General features: G+C 48.0%; 14 protein-coding genes. 12 read left to right on the top strand and 2 right to left on the bottom strand.

Annotated elements, in window-relative coordinates:
* Positions 1-30 precede the first annotated feature (30 nt).
* The 7 genes from DWZ76_RS06600 to DWZ76_RS06570 all read left to right on the top strand — a co-directional run bounded on the left by DWZ76_RS06600 (position 31) and on the right by DWZ76_RS06570 (position 7,371).
* Positions 31-306 (top strand): YlxR family protein, encoded by a 276-nt coding sequence (locus DWZ76_RS06600; protein WP_107000579.1) that lies wholly within the window; start codon positions 31-33, stop codon positions 304-306.
* Entirely contained in the window at positions 293-601 is a 309-nt protein-coding gene (locus DWZ76_RS06595; protein ID WP_107000578.1) for a ribosomal L7Ae/L30e/S12e/Gadd45 family protein, read from the top strand. The genes DWZ76_RS06600 and DWZ76_RS06595 overlap by 14 nt, the downstream gene beginning before the upstream one ends.
* Positions 602-674: 73 nt before the next feature.
* The gene (infB, locus tag DWZ76_RS06590) at positions 675-4,010 is read left to right on the top strand and encodes a translation initiation factor IF-2 (RefSeq protein WP_118472219.1); all 3,336 of its coding nucleotides are present in this window, start codon (positions 675-677) and stop codon (positions 4,008-4,010) included.
* Positions 4,011-4,026: 16 nt separating this feature from the next.
* Entirely contained in the window at positions 4,027-4,419 is a 393-nt protein-coding gene (rbfA, locus tag DWZ76_RS06585; protein WP_022360140.1) for a 30S ribosome-binding factor RbfA, read from the top strand.
* A complete protein-coding gene (locus DWZ76_RS06580; protein WP_118472218.1) occupies positions 4,412-5,383 on the top strand; it encodes a bifunctional oligoribonuclease/PAP phosphatase NrnA in 972 nt (323 codons plus the stop codon). Before rbfA ends, DWZ76_RS06580 begins: the two co-directional genes overlap by 8 nt.
* Before the next feature lie 82 nt (positions 5,384-5,465).
* Positions 5,466-6,443, top strand: coding sequence for a tRNA pseudouridine(55) synthase TruB (gene truB / locus DWZ76_RS06575; protein WP_022360142.1), 978 nt, complete (start codon positions 5,466-5,468; stop codon positions 6,441-6,443).
* Between the two features lies 1 nt (position 6,444).
* Entirely contained in the window at positions 6,445-7,371 is a 927-nt protein-coding gene (locus DWZ76_RS06570; RefSeq protein WP_118472217.1) for a bifunctional riboflavin kinase/FAD synthetase, read from the top strand.
* Between the two features lie 21 nt (positions 7,372-7,392).
* Here DWZ76_RS06570 and DWZ76_RS06565 read toward each other — a convergent pair whose 3' ends face one another.
* On the bottom strand, positions 7,393-7,818 hold the full coding sequence (locus tag DWZ76_RS06565; protein WP_118472216.1) for a DUF3842 family protein: 426 nt from the start codon (positions 7,816-7,818) through the stop codon (positions 7,393-7,395).
* Positions 7,819-8,228: 410 nt separating this feature from the next.
* Between DWZ76_RS06565 and carB the strand changes: the two genes are divergently transcribed.
* Positions 8,229-11,441, top strand: a complete 3,213-nt coding sequence (carB, locus tag DWZ76_RS06560; protein WP_118472215.1) for a carbamoyl-phosphate synthase large subunit — start codon at positions 8,229-8,231, stop codon at positions 11,439-11,441.
* A gap of 297 nt (positions 11,442-11,738) precedes the next feature.
* Here carB and DWZ76_RS06555 read toward each other — a convergent pair whose 3' ends face one another.
* Positions 11,739-12,491 carry a YwaF family protein gene (locus DWZ76_RS06555; RefSeq protein ID WP_118472214.1) on the bottom strand — a complete coding sequence of 251 codons (753 nt, stop codon included), beginning with the start codon at positions 12,489-12,491 and terminating at the stop codon, positions 11,739-11,741.
* 327 nt (positions 12,492-12,818) lie between these two features.
* On the opposite strand from DWZ76_RS06555, the gene DWZ76_RS06550 reads away from it, so the two are divergent.
* The 4 genes from DWZ76_RS06550 to DWZ76_RS06530 all read left to right on the top strand — a co-directional run bounded on the left by DWZ76_RS06550 (position 12,819) and on the right by DWZ76_RS06530 (position 16,977).
* Complete coding sequence (locus DWZ76_RS06550) at positions 12,819-13,418, top strand: methyltransferase domain-containing protein (protein WP_118472213.1); 600 nt, start codon at positions 12,819-12,821, stop codon at positions 13,416-13,418.
* Positions 13,415-13,885: an LURP-one-related family protein gene (locus tag DWZ76_RS06545; protein ID WP_117796222.1), complete on the top strand. Its 471-nt coding sequence runs from the start codon at positions 13,415-13,417 to the stop codon at positions 13,883-13,885. The genes DWZ76_RS06550 and DWZ76_RS06545 overlap by 4 nt, the downstream gene beginning before the upstream one ends.
* An 828-nt stretch (positions 13,886-14,713) precedes the next feature.
* Positions 14,714-15,859: an ROK family transcriptional regulator gene (locus DWZ76_RS06535; RefSeq protein ID WP_117796220.1), complete on the top strand. Its 1,146-nt coding sequence runs from the start codon at positions 14,714-14,716 to the stop codon at positions 15,857-15,859.
* Between the two features lie 38 nt (positions 15,860-15,897).
* Entirely contained in the window at positions 15,898-16,977 is a 1,080-nt protein-coding gene (locus tag DWZ76_RS06530; RefSeq protein WP_118468274.1) for an SIS domain-containing protein, read from the top strand.
* Positions 16,978-16,994 lie beyond the last annotated feature (17 nt).

Here is a 16,994-nt window from a genome sequence, read left to right as displayed (position 1 = left end):
GGGATTTGACAGAAATGGAAGTGATAGACAGTGGGAGCAAAGAAAGTGCCGCTCAGACAGTGCATCGGATGCGGAGAAATGAAGAGCAAAAAAGAAATGATCCGCGTTTTAAAGACAGCCGACGATACGATCGAGATTGACGCGACAGGCCGTAGGAATGGACGCGGCGCCTACCTCTGTCCTTCGATGGACTGCTGGAAAAAGGCGGTAAAGAGCAAAGGATTGGAGCGGTCGCTCAAGATGGCGATTCCGAAGGAAGTCTATGAGACGCTGGAAAAGGAGATGGAGCAGTTTGGAGAATCGTAAAAAGGTGCTGAATCTTCTGGGACTGGCGACGCGCGCCGGTAAGACGGCAAGCGGCGAGTTCATGACCGAGAAAGCGATCAAGAGTGGAAAAGCGTATCTGGTGATCGTGTCAGAAGAAGCGTCGGACAATACAAAAAAGATGTTTGAAAATTCATGTGCATACTACAAGGTTCCCGTGTACCAGTTCGGCATGAAGGAAGAGCTGGGACACGCGATGGGAAAAGAGATGAGAGCGTCTCTGGCCGTTTTGGATTCCGGTTTTGCAAAGGCGTTAAGAGAGAAGTTAGATGATTAACGCTTTTCTGGGCGGGCTCTTTTAGGAGCTTATGCAGAACGGGAAGGCAGTGCCGGAACGGAGGTAGCAAAACATGAGAGTTAATGAGTTGTCAAAACAGATTGGCAAATCAAATAAAGAAGTTTTAGAGATACTGCAGAAAAACCATTTTGACGTAAAAAGCCATTCTTCCAAGGTGACGGAGGAACAGGCAGAAGTAGTCAGATGCTTCCTTGCAGGAGCAAAGAGACAGACGACAGCGTCAAAGACAGATACAGGAAAGGCGGAAACAAATCGAGTGGAAGATATAAAGAAAGAGCCGTTAGAGGCAGAGAAGAAAGAGGCGGAGAAGACAACTGAGCCGCCGAAAAAGCGGATTGCAGCGGTTTATCGTCCGCAGAACAGCGTACAGAGAGGAAGCCGTCCAGCAGGCAAGGGTAATGCAGGAAACGCAGCCAAGACCGGCGCACCGGCAAGCCGTCCGGCAGCAGCAGGCGCAGAGCAGACCGTACAGCCGGCTAAGAGCGCAGCTCCGGCAGAGAACCGTGACGGACAGAGAAGCGGCTATCAGGGAAACCGCGACGGACAGAGAAGCGGCAGCTACCAGGGAAGCCGTGACGGACAGAGAAGCGGCGGCTATCAGGGAAACCGCGACGGACAGAGAAGCGGCGGCTATCAGGGAAACCGCGACGGACAGAGAAGCGGCGGCTATCAGGGAAGCCGCGACGGACAGAGAAGCGGCGGCTATCAGGGAAACCGCGACGGACAGAGAAGCGGCGGCTATCAGGGAAACCGTGACGGACAGAGAAGCGGCGGCTATCAGGGAAGCCGCGACGGACAGAGAAGCGGCGGCTACCAGGGAAGCCGTGACGGACAGAGAAGCGGCGGCTATCAGGGAAACCGCGACGGACAGAGAAGCGGCGGCTATCAGGGAAACCGCGACGGACAGAGAAGCGGCGGCTATCAGGGAAGCCGCGACGGACAGAGAAGCGGCGGCTATCAGGGAAACCGCGACGGACAGAGAAGCGGCGGCTATCAGGGAAACCGTGACGGACAGAGAAGCGGCGGCTATCAGGGAAGCCGCGACGGACAGAGAAGCGGCGGCTACCAGGGAAGCCGTGACGGACAGAGAAGCGGCGGCTATCAGGGAAACCGCGACGGACAGAGAAGCGGCGGCTATCAGGGAAACCGCGACGGACAGAGAAGCGGCGGCTATCAGGGAAGCCGCGACGGACAGAGAAGCGGCGGCTATCAGGGAAACCGCGACGGACAGAGAAGCGGCGGCTATCAGGGAAACCGTGACGGACAGAGAAGCGGCGGCTATCAGGGAAGCCGCGACGGACAGAGAAGCGGCGGCTACCAGGGAAGCCGTGACGGACAGAGAAGCGGCGGCTATCAGGGAAATCGTGACGGACAGAGAAGCGGCGGCTATCAGGGCGGTCGTGATGGTCAGAGAGGCGGACGCGATGGACGCGGCGGTTTAAATATTCCGAAGCCATCCTTCGACAGCCCGGTTGTACAGAAACCGCAGAACAACAAGCAGAATAAGAATAATTACAAGAACGATAAATACAGCAAGATCGACCATGAGGAAGAGATGCACTCCAAGGGAAGAGGCGGAAAGAACGTAAAGAGCGCTGTTCAGCCGCCGCAGAAGAAGGAGGCAAAGGTTGAGGAGATCAAGACAATCACGATCCCGGAGGTAATTACCATCAAGGATCTGGCAGACAAGATGAAACTTCAGCCGTCTGTCATTGTAAAGAAACTCTTCTTACAGGGCAAGGTTGTCACCATCAATCAGGAAGTAGATTACGAGCAGGCAGAAGAGATCGCGATGGAGTTTGACGTACTCTGTGAGAAAGAGGTCAAGGTTGACGTCATCGAGGAACTTCTGAAAGAGGAAGAAGAGGATGAGAAGGACATGGTAACCCGTCCGCCGGTTGTATGCGTTATGGGTCATGTCGATCATGGTAAAACCTCCCTTCTGGATGCAATCCGCCAGACCAATGTAACTGCAAAAGAGGCAGGCGGTATCACCCAGCACATCGGTGCGTACATGGTAGAGATCAACGGACAGAAGATCACATTCCTCGATACGCCGGGACATGAGGCATTTACCGCAATGCGTATGCGTGGTGCAAAATCCACTGATATTGCAATCCTCGTTGTTGCAGCAGATGACGGTGTTATGCCGCAGACCATCGAGGCGATCAACCATGCGAAGGCAGCAGGGGTTGAGATCATTGTAGCGATCAACAAGATCGATAAGCCGAGTGCCAATATTGAGAAGGTAAAACAGGAGCTTATCGAGTACGAACTGGTTCCGGAGGACTGGGGCGGCAGCACCATCTTCGTTCCGGTATCTGCACATACCAAGGAAGGTATCAAGGAACTGCTTGAGATGATCCTTCTGACCGCAGAGGTCAAAGAGTTAAAGGCAAACCCGAACCGTAATGCGAGAGGTCTTGTCATCGAGGCGGAGCTGGATAAGGGTAAAGGTCCGGTTGCAACCGTCCTGGTACAGAAGGGTACCCTGCATGTCGGTGATCCGATCGCGGCAGGTGCCTGCTACGGCCGTGTCCGTGCGATGATGGACGATAAGGGACGCCGCGTCAAAGAGGCTGGTCCGTCCACTCCGGTCGAGATTCTGGGTCTTAATGACGTGCCGAACGCCGGCGAGGTATTTGTACAGCCGGAGAACGAGAAAGAGGCAAGAAGCTTTGCAGAAACCTTTATCTCTGAGAGCAAGAATAAGTTAATTGAAGATACAAAGATGAAGCTTTCCCTGGACGATCTGTTCTCCCAGATCAAGGCAGGAAATGTAAAGGAACTTCCACTGATCGTCAAGGCAGATGTACAGGGTTCTGTCGAGGCAGTAAAACAGAGCCTGATGAAGCTGTCCAACGAGGAAGTTGTAGTCAAGGTCATCCACGGCGGTGTTGGTGCGATCAACGAGTCCGACGTCAGTCTGGCAGCCGCATCCAACGCGATCATTATTGGTTTCAATGTGCGCCCGGACGCAACCGCGAAGTCCATCGCAGAGCGTGAGAAAGTAGACGTTCGTCTCTACCGCGTCATCTATCAGGCAATCGAGGATGTCGAGGCAGCGATGAAGGGTATGCTTGACCCGATCTACGAGGAGCAGGTAATCGGTCACGCCGTTGTACGTCAGACCTTCAAGGCTTCCGGCGTTGGTACTATCGCTGGTTCCTACGTCCTGGATGGTAAATTCCAGAGAGGCTGCAAGGCACGTATTACCCGTGACGGCGAGCAGATCTTCGATGGTCCGCTGGCATCCTTAAAGCGTTTCAAGGACGACGTGAAGGAAGTTGCTTCCGGATACGAGTGTGGTCTTGTATTTGAGAAGTTCAACGATCTGCAGGAAGACGATATGATCGAAGCATATGCGATGGTAGAGGTTCCGCGCTAGAAAGGCAGAGGGATTCATGCGTAAAAATAGCATTAAAAATACAAGAATTAACAGTGAAGTACAGAGAGAGCTGAGTTCCATCATCAGCCGTGAGCTGAAAGATCCGCGGATTCATCCGATGACAACGGTTGTCTCCGTGGAGGTAACTCCGGATCTCAAGTACTGCAAGGCGTATATCAGCGTGTTAGGCAACGAGGAAGCGGCGAAGGATACGATCCAGGGACTGAAAAGTGCTGTCGGATTTGTCCGCACCCAGCTTGCAAAACGCATTAATTTACGGAATACGCCGGAAATTACATTTATTCTCGATCAGTCGATTGAGTACGGTGTACACATGACCCGCCTGATCGATGAAGTAACTGAAAACCTCAGAGACTCAGAATCGGGAGATGAGGAAGAAAATGAGTAAAAATATCTTAGAGGCGTCACTGGAAGGGGCGGAGCACATCGTACTGCTTGGTCACATCCATCCGGACGGGGACTGTATCGGAACGACTCTGGGACTGCTTAACTATCTGCGGGAGAATTATCCGCAGATAGAGGCAGAACTGTTTCTCGACCATCCGGCTGCTAAATTTTCTTATATGAATGATTTTGAGAAAATTCATACCGAGATTGTGCCGGAAAAACAGTTTGATCTGTGCATTACGCTGGATGCCAGCGACAAAGAGCGTCTGGGCGGCTACGCGGTCTATTTTGACAGCGCCGCCAAGACACTCTGTATCGATCATCACAGAACCAATACAGGATTTGCAGAACAAAATTACATCATTCCGGACGCAAGCTCCTGCAGCGAAGTGTTATACACGCTTCTTGATGAGGCAAAGATCAGCAGGGAGGCGGCAGAGTGTCTCTATACCGGAATTGTGCATGACACAGGTGTATTTAAGTACAATTCAACGACCCGGAAAACGATGGAAATCGCGGGCGCGCTGATGGAAAAAGGCGTGAACGCGGCGAAGATCATCGACGACAGCTTTTACCGCAAGACCTACGCACAGAACCAGATTCTCGGAAAAGCGCTGCTTAGCAGTACACGGATTCTGGATGGAAGATGTATTTTCAGTGTGGTTTCCCAGAAAGAAATGGAGTTTTACGGTGTCGATACGAACGATCTGGATGGCATTATCGATCAGCTCCGGATTACCGAAGGAGTGGAATGTGCCATTTTCATCTATGAAAAGGCGTTCAACGAGTACAAGGTCAGCCTTCGTTCCAACGACTATGTCGATGTGAGCAAGGTGGCGGCGTATTTCGGCGGCGGCGGACACATCCACGCGGCGGGCTGCACGATGCAGGGACATCCGAGGGATGTGATCAACAACCTGACGGGACATATTGAGAAACAGATGGATGCCCGTAGGGAGGAATAGGAGGTTCTGTTGCTGATTGCGCTGCCTGCTTTCAGGTGCACAGCGCATGGACGGTAATAGTTCTGATTTTTTAGGAGATTTTATGTTTCACGGTGTGATAAACATTTATAAAGAACCGGGGTTTACGTCCCACGATGTGGTGGCGAAGCTCCGGGGCATTTTGAGACAGAAAAAGATCGGTCATACGGGTACGCTCGATCCGGCAGCGGAGGGCGTACTCCCTGTATGTCTGGGGAAGGGAACGAAGCTGTGCGACCTTTTGACGGATAAGAGGAAGACGTATCAGGCAGTTCTTTTGCTGGGAACCGAAACCGATACGCAGGATATGACAGGAACGATTCTTTCGGAGAAACCGACGGAACAGCTGACAGAACCGGCAGTCCGCGGGGCGGCGGAGAGCTTTGTTGGTCCATATATGCAGGTACCGCCGATGTATTCGGCGCTCAAGGTCAACGGAAAGAAGCTCTACGAGTTGGCGAGAGCCGGAAAAGAGGTAGAGCGGGCAGCGCGTCCGGTGGAAATCTATGATCTTCAGATAGATGCGGTGGAACTGCCGCGTGTGACGATGACCGTGACCTGTTCCAAGGGAACCTACATCCGTACCCTGTGCCATGACATCGGTGAAAAGCTGGGATGCGGCGGCTGTATGGAAAAACTGATCCGCACCCGCGTCGATCGATTTGCGATCGGGGACAGCCTGCGCCTGTCCGAGGTGGAAGCGCTGGCGAAAGCCGGTCAGATCGAGGATAGGATCGTGCCGGTGGATGGAATGTTTGAGGACTGCCCGGCGTATGTATCGGAGAGCGAAGTTCTGGATAAGCTTCTGCAGAATGGAAATCCATTCCCGAAGGGGCTGGGACCGAGAGACGGCTGCTTAGTGCAGATCGGAAGCAGTTTGGCTGAACACCAGGTTTCTGCGGATGGAAACTCAGAGATGGTACTTCCGGATTCTGGAATCATCCGCGTCTATGACAGCGCAAACCAGTTTATCGGTCTCTATGCCTATCAGCCGGAGAAGAAACAATGGAAACCACGTAAGATCTTTCTGGGAGGAGAGTAAGATGCAGTATTTTGCCGGAACCAGAGAATTTCAGATAAAAGAGCCGACTGCGGTCACGATCGGTAAGTTTGACGGTCTTCACAGAGGGCATCAGAAGCTGCTGCGGGAAGTGATGCGGTATCGGGAAAAAGGATATAAACCAGCGGTGTTTACCTTTGAGACGGCACCGGGAACCTTGATCCGGGGAAAGCTGCAGACGATGATCACGACCAACGAGGAGCGCGAGGAGAACCTGCGCGAGGCGGGGGTGGAGTATCTGGTGGAATATCCGTTCAACCAGGAAGTCGCACATATGGACCCGGAACAGTTTGTTGCCGAGATTCTGGTCGGCAAGATGGGCGCAAAGGCGATCGTGTCCGGTCCGGACTGCCATTTTGGCTACCAGCGGAAGGGCGATGCTGAACTGCTTCGGAAACTGGCACCGAAATATGGATATGAGGTGTCGATCGTTGAAAAGGCGATGGACGGCGATCGCGAGATCAGCAGCACCTATATCCGGGAAGAGCTGGCGAAGGGAAATATCCGCAAGGCGAATGAACTGTTGGGATATGAGTACCGGATCAGCGGACAGGTGGTACACGGGGAGCATTTAGGTTCCACCCTAGGGTTTCCGACGGCGAATATCCTGCCGGGAATCCAGAAACATCTTCCAGCGTTCGGGGTATATCTCTCCCGGACGGTGATTGATGGTGTTTCTTATGGAAGTATCACAAATATTGGAAAAAAACCGACGATTGCCGGGGAACGACCGGCGGGTGCGGAGACATATATCTATGATCTGGATGAAAACCTGTATGGGAAAAAGATAGAGGTTCATTTTTTAGATTTTATGCGGCCGGAGATGAAATTTTCCGGGGTGGATGAGTTGAAGATGCAGGTTTTGAAGGATAAAGAAACCGGGAGAAAAATGCACGGAGCGGAACGATGAGAGTTCAGCTTCGTGCATTTTTTAAATATGATTCAGGTAGGCAGCTGCTTCCTCTGCCGCCAAATGGATATATTCATTCATTGGTAAATTCTGTGTTCCTACTAAAATATGGCGGCAATAGGAGCTTCCATTGACAGGAATCAGGATTTTCTGGGCGCGGCTTTGTCCGATGGCGGCTGCCATGGCGGGGGTGATTTCTCCTAAGAGGGAGTCTGCAATGACGATGCCGATTGGTCCGATGATTAGGTCGGCATCTCGGCAGGCGACGAGAACGGGGTTTTCTCCGGTGGCGCCCATGGCAGCTCCGGCTTTCATCATCGCGGCAGTGGCAGTAGTGTTGGCACCGAGCGCGAGAAGCGGCTGTCCGGGACAGAGTTTCTGGATTTCTTCTACGAGGGCGCGCCCCATGCGTCCGCCCTGACCGTCGATGATGACAACTTTTTTCATAATGGATAACCCCTTTCCTTTTCGTAGGATTTTCGTAGGACAAGATAATAAAAAAGAATGTGCCTTGGCACATTCTCGCGCAGGAACGAAAATAAGAGGGTCTAAATCTGCCTTTTGGACAAAATAAACACCCCAGTATATCTTTACTATAATATCATACATTTTGAAAAAAGAAAAGCAAAAAAGATCGATTTTTGTAAAATTTTTTGTTTACAAATAAAGCGCTTTCTATTATAATGCTGATAATGGCTAACTGGGGTCTGGCAGAGCTGCGATTGGCGGAGGCTGTCAGGGTGACGGAAGATCAGACAGACGCGCGTGAAGGCACCGCGGAGGTGCTTGATTTTTAGTTGATCCGGGAGGCCGCTTTTTTAAAGCCAAAAAACAGCAGACAATGAGAGGGAGAAAACATGAGGAGAAATGACATTCACAAAGTATTGATTATCGGTTCCGGTCCAATCATTATCGGACAGGCGTGTGAGTTCGATTATTCGGGAACACAGGCGTGCAAGGCACTGAGAAAACTCGGCTATGAGATTGTGCTGGTCAATTCCAATCCGGCTACGATTATGACGGATCCGGAGACAGCAGATGTGACTTATATTGAGCCGCTGAACGTAGACCGTCTGACTCAGATCATTGAAAAAGAGCGCCCGGATGCGCTGCTCCCGAACCTGGGTGGACAGTCCGGACTGAACCTCTGCTCCGAATTGGCAGCAGCAGGTGTTCTGGATAAATATGATGTTAAAGTAATCGGCGTTCAGGTTGATGCTATCGAGCGTGGTGAGGACCGTATCGAGTTTAAGCATACAATGGAAAGCCTGGGTATCGAGATGGCTAGAAGTGAGGTTGCCTACAGCGTTGAGGATGCACTGGCAATCGCAGATAAACTGGGTTATCCGGTTGTTCTTCGTCCGGCTTACACCATGGGCGGCGAAGGCGGCGGTCTTGTATATAACGTAGAAGAACTGAAGACCGTGTGTGCAAGAGGCCTGCAGGCCAGCATGGTTGGTCAGGTTCTGGTAGAGGAGTCTATCCTTGGATGGGAAGAGCTTGAGCTGGAAGTTGTCCGCGATGCGAAGAACAACATGATCACTGTCTGCTTTATTGAAAATATTGATCCGCTGGGCGTACACACCGGAGATTCCTTCTGTTCTGCTCCGATGTTAACCATTTCGGAAGAAGTACAGAAACGTCTGCAGGAGAAATCCTACAAGATCGTAGAAGCAATCCAGGTAATCGGCGGTACCAACGTACAGTGGGCACACGATCCGAAGACAGACCGTGATATTGTTATCGAGATCAACCCGAGAACCTCCCGTTCGTCCGCACTGGCATCCAAGGCAACTGGTTTCCCGATTGCACTGGTATCAGCGATGCTGGCAACCGGTATGACTCTGGATGAGATTCCATGCGGCAAGAGCGGCACTCTGGATCAGTATGTTCCGTCCGGCGACTATATTGTTATCAAGTTTGCACGCTGGGCATTTGAGAAGTTCAAAGGCGCAGAGGACAAGCTGGGAACCCAGATGAAGGCAGTCGGCGAGGTTATGAGTATCGGAAAGACCTACAAAGAGGCATTCCAGAAGGCGATCCGAAGCCTGGAGAGAGGCCGCTACGGTCTTGGTCATGCGAAAGACTTCGATAAGAAGACAAAAAAAGAACTGCTTGCGATGCTGCATGTTCCGAGCAGCGAACGTCAGTTCATTATGTACGAGGCACTTCGTAAGGGCGCTACCGTAGACGAGCTGTTCGAATTAACCAAGATTAAACATTACTTCATCCAGCAGATGAAAGAACTGGTAGAAGAGGAAGAAAGCCTGATGCAGTATAAGGGCGAGGTTCCGCCGGTTGAGGTTCTCCGCCAGGCGAAGCTGGACGGTTTTGCAGATAAATATTTAAGCGAGCTGTTAGGCGTTACAGAGGAAGAGATCCGCGATGCAAGAACCAAAGAAGGTATCGTAGAAGGCTGGGAGGGCGTACACGTAAGTGCCACACCGGATTCTGCATACTACTTCTCCAGCTATCACATCAAGGATCAGAGTCCGTGCAGCGACAACAAGAAGATCATGATTCTGGGCGGCGGTCCGAACCGTATCGGTCAGGGTATTGAGTTTGACTACTGCTGCGTACATGCAGCTATCGCCCTGAAAGAGCTTGGATTTGAGACAATTATCGTTAACTGCAACCCAGAGACTGTATCTACAGACTATGATACCTCCGATAAACTGTATTTCGAGCCGCTGACTCTGGAAGATGTATTAAGCATCTATCACAAGGAGAAACCGCTGGGAGTTATCGCACAGTTTGGTGGCCAGACACCGCTGAACCTGGCAGCAGACCTGAAGAAATATGGTGTCAACATTCTGGGTACAACTCCGGAAACCATCGACATGGCAGAGGATCGTGACCTGTTCCGTGCGATGATGGATAAACTGCAGATTCCGATGCCGGAGTCAGGCATGGCAGTTACTGTAGAAGATGCATTGGAGATTGCTAATAAGATCGGTTACCCGGTTATGGTTCGTCCGTCCTATGTACTTGGCGGCCGCGGCATGGAGGTTGTTCATGACGATGAAGCGATGACCTTCTATATGAGAGCAGCTGTCGGCGTAACTCCGGACCGTCCGATCCTGATTGACCGTTTCCTGCATCATGCAACCGAGTGTGAAGCAGATGCGATCAGCGACGGCGAGAACGTATTTGTTCCGGCAGTTATGGAGCATATCGAGCTGGCAGGTATCCACTCCGGAGACTCCGCTTGTATCCTTCCGTCCAGAAATCTGACCAAGGATCAGGTAGAGACAATCCGCGATTACACAAGCCGTATCGCAAAAGAGATGCACGTAGTAGGTCTGATGAACATGCAGTATGCAATCGAGGACGGCGAAGTATACGTGCTGGAGGCAAACCCGAGAGCATCCCGTACCGTGCCGCTGGTATCCAAAGTATGCAACATCAAGATGGTAAAACTGGCAACGGATATCATGACTTCCTACTTAACAGGTCGTCCGTCACCGGTTCCGGCACTGAAAGAGAAGAAGATTCCGCACTACGGTGTTAAGATGCCGGTATTCCCGTTCAAGATGTTCCCGGAGGTTGACCCGGTACTTGGACCGGAGATGCGTTCCACCGGTGAGGTTCTTGGTATGTCCACCAGCGTTGGTGAGGCTATCTACAAGGCACAGGAAGCAACCCAGACACGTCTTCCTTCCTCCGGAACTGTCCTCCTGAGTGTCAATGACAAGGATAAGATAGAGCTTATCGAGGTTGCAAGAGGCTTCTACGAGTGTGGCTTTACCCTGATGGGTACAGGCAGAACCTGTGATGTGATGGTAGCAGCAGGACTTCCGGCTGAGAAGGTATGCAAGATCAACGAAGGCCGTCCGAACATTTTAGATAAGATTACCAACGGAGAAGTGGCAATCATTATCAATACCCCGAACGATAAGAAGGGCAGAGGCGATGACAGCTACATCCGTAAGGCAGCTGTAAAGGCGAAGATTCCGTACTTCACCAACATGGCAGCAGCAAAGGCTACTGTACAGGCGCTGAGAAGTATCAAGAAGAACGGACATCTGGAGGTTAAGTCCCTGCAGGAGTTCCATAGCGAGATTCAGTAAATAAAAATAAAAGGGTAAAATCCATTGTTACAGAGTCGTTTCAGTGGATTTTACCGTGACAGTGAATTAATTGAGCTATTATAGAAAAGAGCGTCTGCCCGGCTGTGAATGCGGGGCTGGCGCTCTTTTAATTGCAGATAGGAATTTTCTGAACTGAAAATTCCGTATGATATCGTATCGATAGCAGATTTTGCCGATTTGAAATGCGAAGCATCGGTAAAATCCCGTTGATGTGCACGGAATGAGTGAGCAGCAACGAATATGCCAGCTTTGCTGACCAGAATCACGCGCCAAGTCTCACGGACGTTCGACTTGAAATACGAGATGCAGCAGCCATGCGCCCAAAATGATTGAAAGCACATACACCGTGTTTCCGGCAAAAATTCCAAATTTAGCAGCGATCTGGGAGTACACAATCTGCGTGGTCGCGTAGTACGGCGTGATATAAAACATATCCGCGTTTCCATACGGATGTGAGGTAACATTGATGATGGTTGCGATGACGCATCCGACCGCAAATACAGCTGTAGACTGCCAGAATCCTTTGGCGGTTGGCAGCACCATGCGGGAAAAGGCGATGAGTAGCCCGATGAAGATCAGAAGGATATGCCAGATAAATCCATGCAGGGTCAGCGTCCAGTACGGGTGCATCAGACCGGACGGATCGACGAACACCATGACGGCACCGAGCAGGTTGTAATTATACATAAAAGTGCAAAAAATACGTTGATATTTATGCGGAACAAAGGGCAGCAGCAGGCAGAGGTACATCGGCAGGCTGCAGAGCTGGAATGGAAAATACCACCAGTCGTAGTGCTGGTTGTTTTCTATGTAATAGAGAAAAAGCTGTTTGTAGACCTCGGAAAATGCCAGAAAAACACCGCAGGCAAAGAGCAGATGCAGACGGAACGCTTCGGGGCGCGTCCGCAATTTCCATGCGGCAAAGGCGGCGAGCGGGATGCCGATCAGCATAAATACTAAATGAAAGGGAGACCAGACTGCGGGCGGTGTCATGGACCAGGCAGTTAAGGTAAGTAGACGGGAAATCATAAAAAGCCTTCTTTCGTAATAAAACCTAAGGAATGGTTCCGTATCTTGTGAATCATGCTGCAAGCGACCGCGCCCGGCGAGAGAATGTGACAAGGCACATTCTCTTTACGGAAGCAGATGCCCAGTACAGAGAAAACGGTACAGAATAGTTATAGTACGAAATATTAGATTTGCCAAGAATTAACAACAAGATCTGCCCATAATAAGACGATGGGAGATTTACATATTTGCAATTTTTTTCTTTCCAAAGCTGCAAGTTGACAAGCGCCGCCAATTTCCTATATTCTGTAGATATAAGAATCGAGTAAATGATACGGGAGATATACCATGAACCAAAATGAGACCCAATGGGATAGATTTCTGAAAATCCGAACAAGCGGCAGAGATGATTCGCATGCGGATCAATACCGATACCCATACGAACCGACGGCATACGTGGTTCTGGAACGGTTGGCGAACAGCGGATTAATTCGGAAGAATAATACCTTATTGGACTATGGAACCGGCAAGGGAAGAGTCTGTTTTTACTTGTCCTATCAGACAAGGAGTAAAACAATCGGAATCGAATACGATGAACGTATTTATCAGGGGGCAGCAGAAAATAAGGAGACGGCAGTGTCCGGAAACCGTACTTCCTTTATCTTAAGCAGTGCGGAGAACTATGAGCTTCCTTCAGAAGTGGACCGGTGTTATTTTTTCAATCCATTTTCGGTAGAGATATTGCACTCTGTTCTTGCCAGGATATATGAGTCCTATTACGAAAATCCGAGAGAGATACTGCTGTTTTTTTATTATCCATCGGAGGAATATATCAGTTGTCTGATGACGGAGGAACAGCTAATGTTTTATGATGAGATTGACACATCGGATTTGTTTCCGGGCGAGGACAAAAGAGAACGGATTATGATATTTGAGGTGATTTTATGAAGCTTTTATTTAAACAGCGGTTATTTTCGTGGTTTGACAGTTATGATATTTATGATGAGTTTGGCAATACAGTATATGTGGTAAAAGGCCAGTTGTCCTGGGGCCATAAGTTGGTGATATATGATGCAGACGGCAATGAAATTGGAATGGTTGTTCAGCGTGTACTGACATTTCTGCCAAAATTTGAGATATATAAAAAAGGCACCTATATCGGATGCTTGAGTAAAGAATTCTCTTTCCTGATGCCGCATTACAATATTGATTACAATGGCTGGCATATCGACGGTTCGATTATGGAATGGGATTATAATATCCTCGATCAAAGGGGATATTCGGTTGCCAGTGTCAGCAAAGAGCTGTTCCATATGACGGACACGTATGTGATTCAGGTAAATGAGCCGGAATATGCACTGGATGCATTAATGTTTGTGCTGGCGATCGATGCGGAAAAATGTTCGAGGACGTAAGAAAGGGTGCGTCTGCTTTTTGCTACAAGAGCACCGAGGCATTCTTGAATAATGACAGGACGATATGGTGAACACAAAAAAGAAACGAGCACCCCGCTTAAGCAATAGCTGTACGGTAACAAACCCATTTCTTGATTATATGATACATTGAACAGTATTAAATGTCAACGAAAAAAAGCATAAGAAATTTCAATGAAAAGCCAGCCAAGCTATTCATCGGAAAGACCATAGAAAAGCTAGGTTCAGATACACTGATTACTCTCCGTGCGTCCGGACCTGTTTTTTGTTGCTATCGTTTCTTTCAGTTGCCTTTGCCACGCCTGCTCTTGGGAGATTTCAGCATATCAGATTTACGAAGAATGCCCATGTTCGATATGGAGAATGTACAAGCCGCCTGGGAAGAGCGAGATAAGGAAATGTTGAAAGTTCTACTGCATGGGTATGTGTGGAACCATATAGAAGGTTAGTAAAAACATTCTTGAAATTGTTGATTCGTTACAGGTTGACAGTTACTGTCATCTTTGGTTTGTAATTGCATTTTTGTTAGATATAATTGATTTTATGAATTATCAATTGCATTGCAAAAAGAGTTCAGCATATATGGACGTGTATCTTGAAAGTGACATTTAGTTTTCTGAAGAAACAAATTATGTGAAACGCGTTTTGGTAATTTTTACGAAAATATAAAGATATTTTGTTGAAAAATCCTATTGAAAACAGAATAATAAAAGTGTATTTTATATATAAATCCTCTTGCTTAATACGAGAGGTAATTTTTAAAAGAATTAGTAAGTGCACTGAACTAATTAAGTGAGTAAGGGGTGTAATATGGAGAAGAATGGAAATTTAGGGCATTTAGAATTAATACGAAAAATTAATCGGACATTGATTCTGAATATGGTCAAGGAGAAACAGCCGATTAGCCGTGCACAGATATCAAAGGCATTAAATTTAAGTAAAACAACAGTTAGTGCGATTGTAGATGAATTAATTAAGAAAAAGCTCCTAGTTGAGTATGGAGACTGTATGTCTCCATCAGGGGTTGGACGCCCATCTACTATGTTGGGATTTAATCCAAAATCTGCGTATTGTATTGGCATGGATATTGGCGGAACAAAACTTTTGTTTTTGATAACAGATTTGGTGGGTAATATTGTGTACGAAAAAAAAATACCAACCAAAAATCAGTTTGAGGAATTAGTCCAGATTGTAGAGGAGTCATTAGAAGCAGCAGGAATTAAACGAGAAATGATATTTGGCATGGGAATTGGAGTCCCGGGAACGGTGGATTCAGATGGAACAGTGGTGCGTGCCAAAGCATTATCGTGGAATCAATTTCCTTTGCAAAGTTTAATGAATGAATATTTTTCATTTCCAGTGTATGTCGGAAATGATGTGAATCTGGCAGCATTAGGTGAACGTTGGATAGGTTCAGGTGAACAGACGGATGATATGTTGTTTATTGCATTGGGAACAGGTATTGGCGGAGCATTAGTATGTGGTGGACAGTTGGTATTGGGGGCTCAAGGAAGAGCAGGAGAATTAGGATATTATTTAGAAAGTTCTGATGTGGAAAAAGGGGAAATTAATAAATTAGGACAACAGGGAATTTTAGAAAAAAAATGTTCTGGCTCGGCACTGGATCAAATTGTTGGTTCGGCAGAAGCATTATTTACAGCATATAGCCGAGGAGATGCCTCAGTAATACCGGTAATAGACAAATTTGTTCGTGATTTTTCAGTTGCGATAGCCAATACGATTAGTCTTTTAAATCCAGAGAAGGTTGTAATAGGCGGTGGAGTTTCTGATTCTATGGGATCTGTGATTCAGCGGATTCGAGAGGAGGTTGGCAGGCTTACGCCAATTCAGGCGGATATTTGTTTGGCAAACTTGGGAGGAAAAGCAGGAGCTCTAGGAGCAATTAATTTTGCTTCAAAAAAAATCGAAGAGCAGGACATACAGGTAAAAAAATAAAATAGAGAAAAATACAAGAGTTGGGAGGCATACATAGAATGAAGCAAACCATGAAGAGCTGTATATTGGAACAGCCAGACACAATTAGAAGAGTTTGCCAAAATGCAGAAAAAGTGTGTGATAGTGTGTATTCTATAGTGGGAAAAGGTCCATTTGATAAAATCTATTTAATTGGTTCTGGAACCTCACTTCATACAGCAATTGCGGCTAAATATGCATTTACAAAATGGTTCAATGCAGAGGTTCAGGTGTTTACCCCATTTGATTTTTTGTATTACTATCCACATTATCGACTAGATGAGAAAACGCTGATTTTAGGAATTTCACAGACGGCACGTAGTATTGGGACGATACATTGTTTGGAAAAAGGAAGAGAGTATGGGGCTAGAACCGTTATGGTAACAGCCGAGCCTGATAATCCTGGCGGAAAAAGTGCTGAGGCGATTTTGGATACATGTACAGGAGAAGAACTGGTAGGGGCCAAAACGAAGGGATTTACTTCGACTATAGCAATGTTGTATTTATATGCTGCGGGATTAGCTGGTAAGGAATTAGACATTTCGTTAGTTCCAAAATGGATGGAGCAAAGTTTGAGATGTACATCTGAAGAAATTGAAGATTTTGCGGAGGAGTATAAATCTGCTCCATCTGTGACAATTATCGGAGGTGGTACTTTAACAGCTGCAGCTAAAGAAGGGGCTCTTAAGGTATTAGAAGGAGTGCGAATCCCGGTAGAGGTATATGATGTGGAAGAGTACATGCATGGTCCGTATCATTGTCTTGAAAAGTGGTCATATTTGATTTTTTTGGTAAACGAGGGACCTGGAGTAGAGCGAATAAAGAGAATGATTCAATTTGCTCAGGAGCATTCGGATCACGTGACAGTTATTGGTTACGAGGGCTTTGAAAAAGAGATTGAAATAAAAGGTCGTTTTATCTCGCTTCCAGGAGGAATGGATGAAATTTTAACTCCATTATTTTACATTATTCCATTACAATGGCTGGCTAATGATGTAACAGAAAAGAAAGGACGTCACCCGGAACAATCAAGATACCCAGAATTTCATAAGATGCTAGGAAGTAAATATATGCCGAAAGTAAATTATTACCAGGGATAGAGATAAAGGAGGATGAA

Source organism: Clostridium sp. AF35-15 (assembly GCF_003477745.1).
Classification (GTDB): domain Bacteria; phylum Bacillota; class Clostridia; order Lachnospirales; family Lachnospiraceae; genus Otoolea; species Otoolea fessa.
This window is presented reverse-complemented; position numbering and strand designations above follow the sequence as displayed.

Bases quoted from the DNA above. Each gene is read 5' to 3' on its own strand.
- rbfA (WP_022360140.1), top strand. From the start codon at position 4,027: ATGCGTAAAAATAGCATTAAAAATACAAGAATTAACAGTGAAGTACAG.
- DWZ76_RS06550 (WP_118472213.1), top strand. From the start codon at position 12,819: ATGAACCAAAATGAGACCCAATGGGATAGATTTCTGAAAATCCGAACA.
- DWZ76_RS06555 (WP_118472214.1), bottom strand. From the start codon at position 12,491: ATGATTTCCCGTCTACTTACCTTAACTGCCTGGTCCATGACACCGCCC.
- DWZ76_RS06530 (WP_118468274.1), top strand. From the start codon at position 15,898: ATGAAGCAAACCATGAAGAGCTGTATATTGGAACAGCCAGACACAATT.
- infB (WP_118472219.1), top strand. From the start codon at position 675: ATGAGAGTTAATGAGTTGTCAAAACAGATTGGCAAATCAAATAAAGAA.
- DWZ76_RS06580 (WP_118472218.1), top strand. From the start codon at position 4,412: ATGAGTAAAAATATCTTAGAGGCGTCACTGGAAGGGGCGGAGCACATC.
- truB (WP_022360142.1), top strand. From the start codon at position 5,466: ATGTTTCACGGTGTGATAAACATTTATAAAGAACCGGGGTTTACGTCC.
- carB (WP_118472215.1), top strand. From the start codon at position 8,229: ATGAGGAGAAATGACATTCACAAAGTATTGATTATCGGTTCCGGTCCA.
- DWZ76_RS06545 (WP_117796222.1), top strand. From the start codon at position 13,415: ATGAAGCTTTTATTTAAACAGCGGTTATTTTCGTGGTTTGACAGTTAT.
- DWZ76_RS06535 (WP_117796220.1), top strand. From the start codon at position 14,714: ATGGAGAAGAATGGAAATTTAGGGCATTTAGAATTAATACGAAAAATT.
- DWZ76_RS06570 (WP_118472217.1), top strand. From the start codon at position 6,445: ATGCAGTATTTTGCCGGAACCAGAGAATTTCAGATAAAAGAGCCGACT.
- DWZ76_RS06565 (WP_118472216.1), bottom strand. From the start codon at position 7,818: ATGAAAAAAGTTGTCATCATCGACGGTCAGGGCGGACGCATGGGGCGC.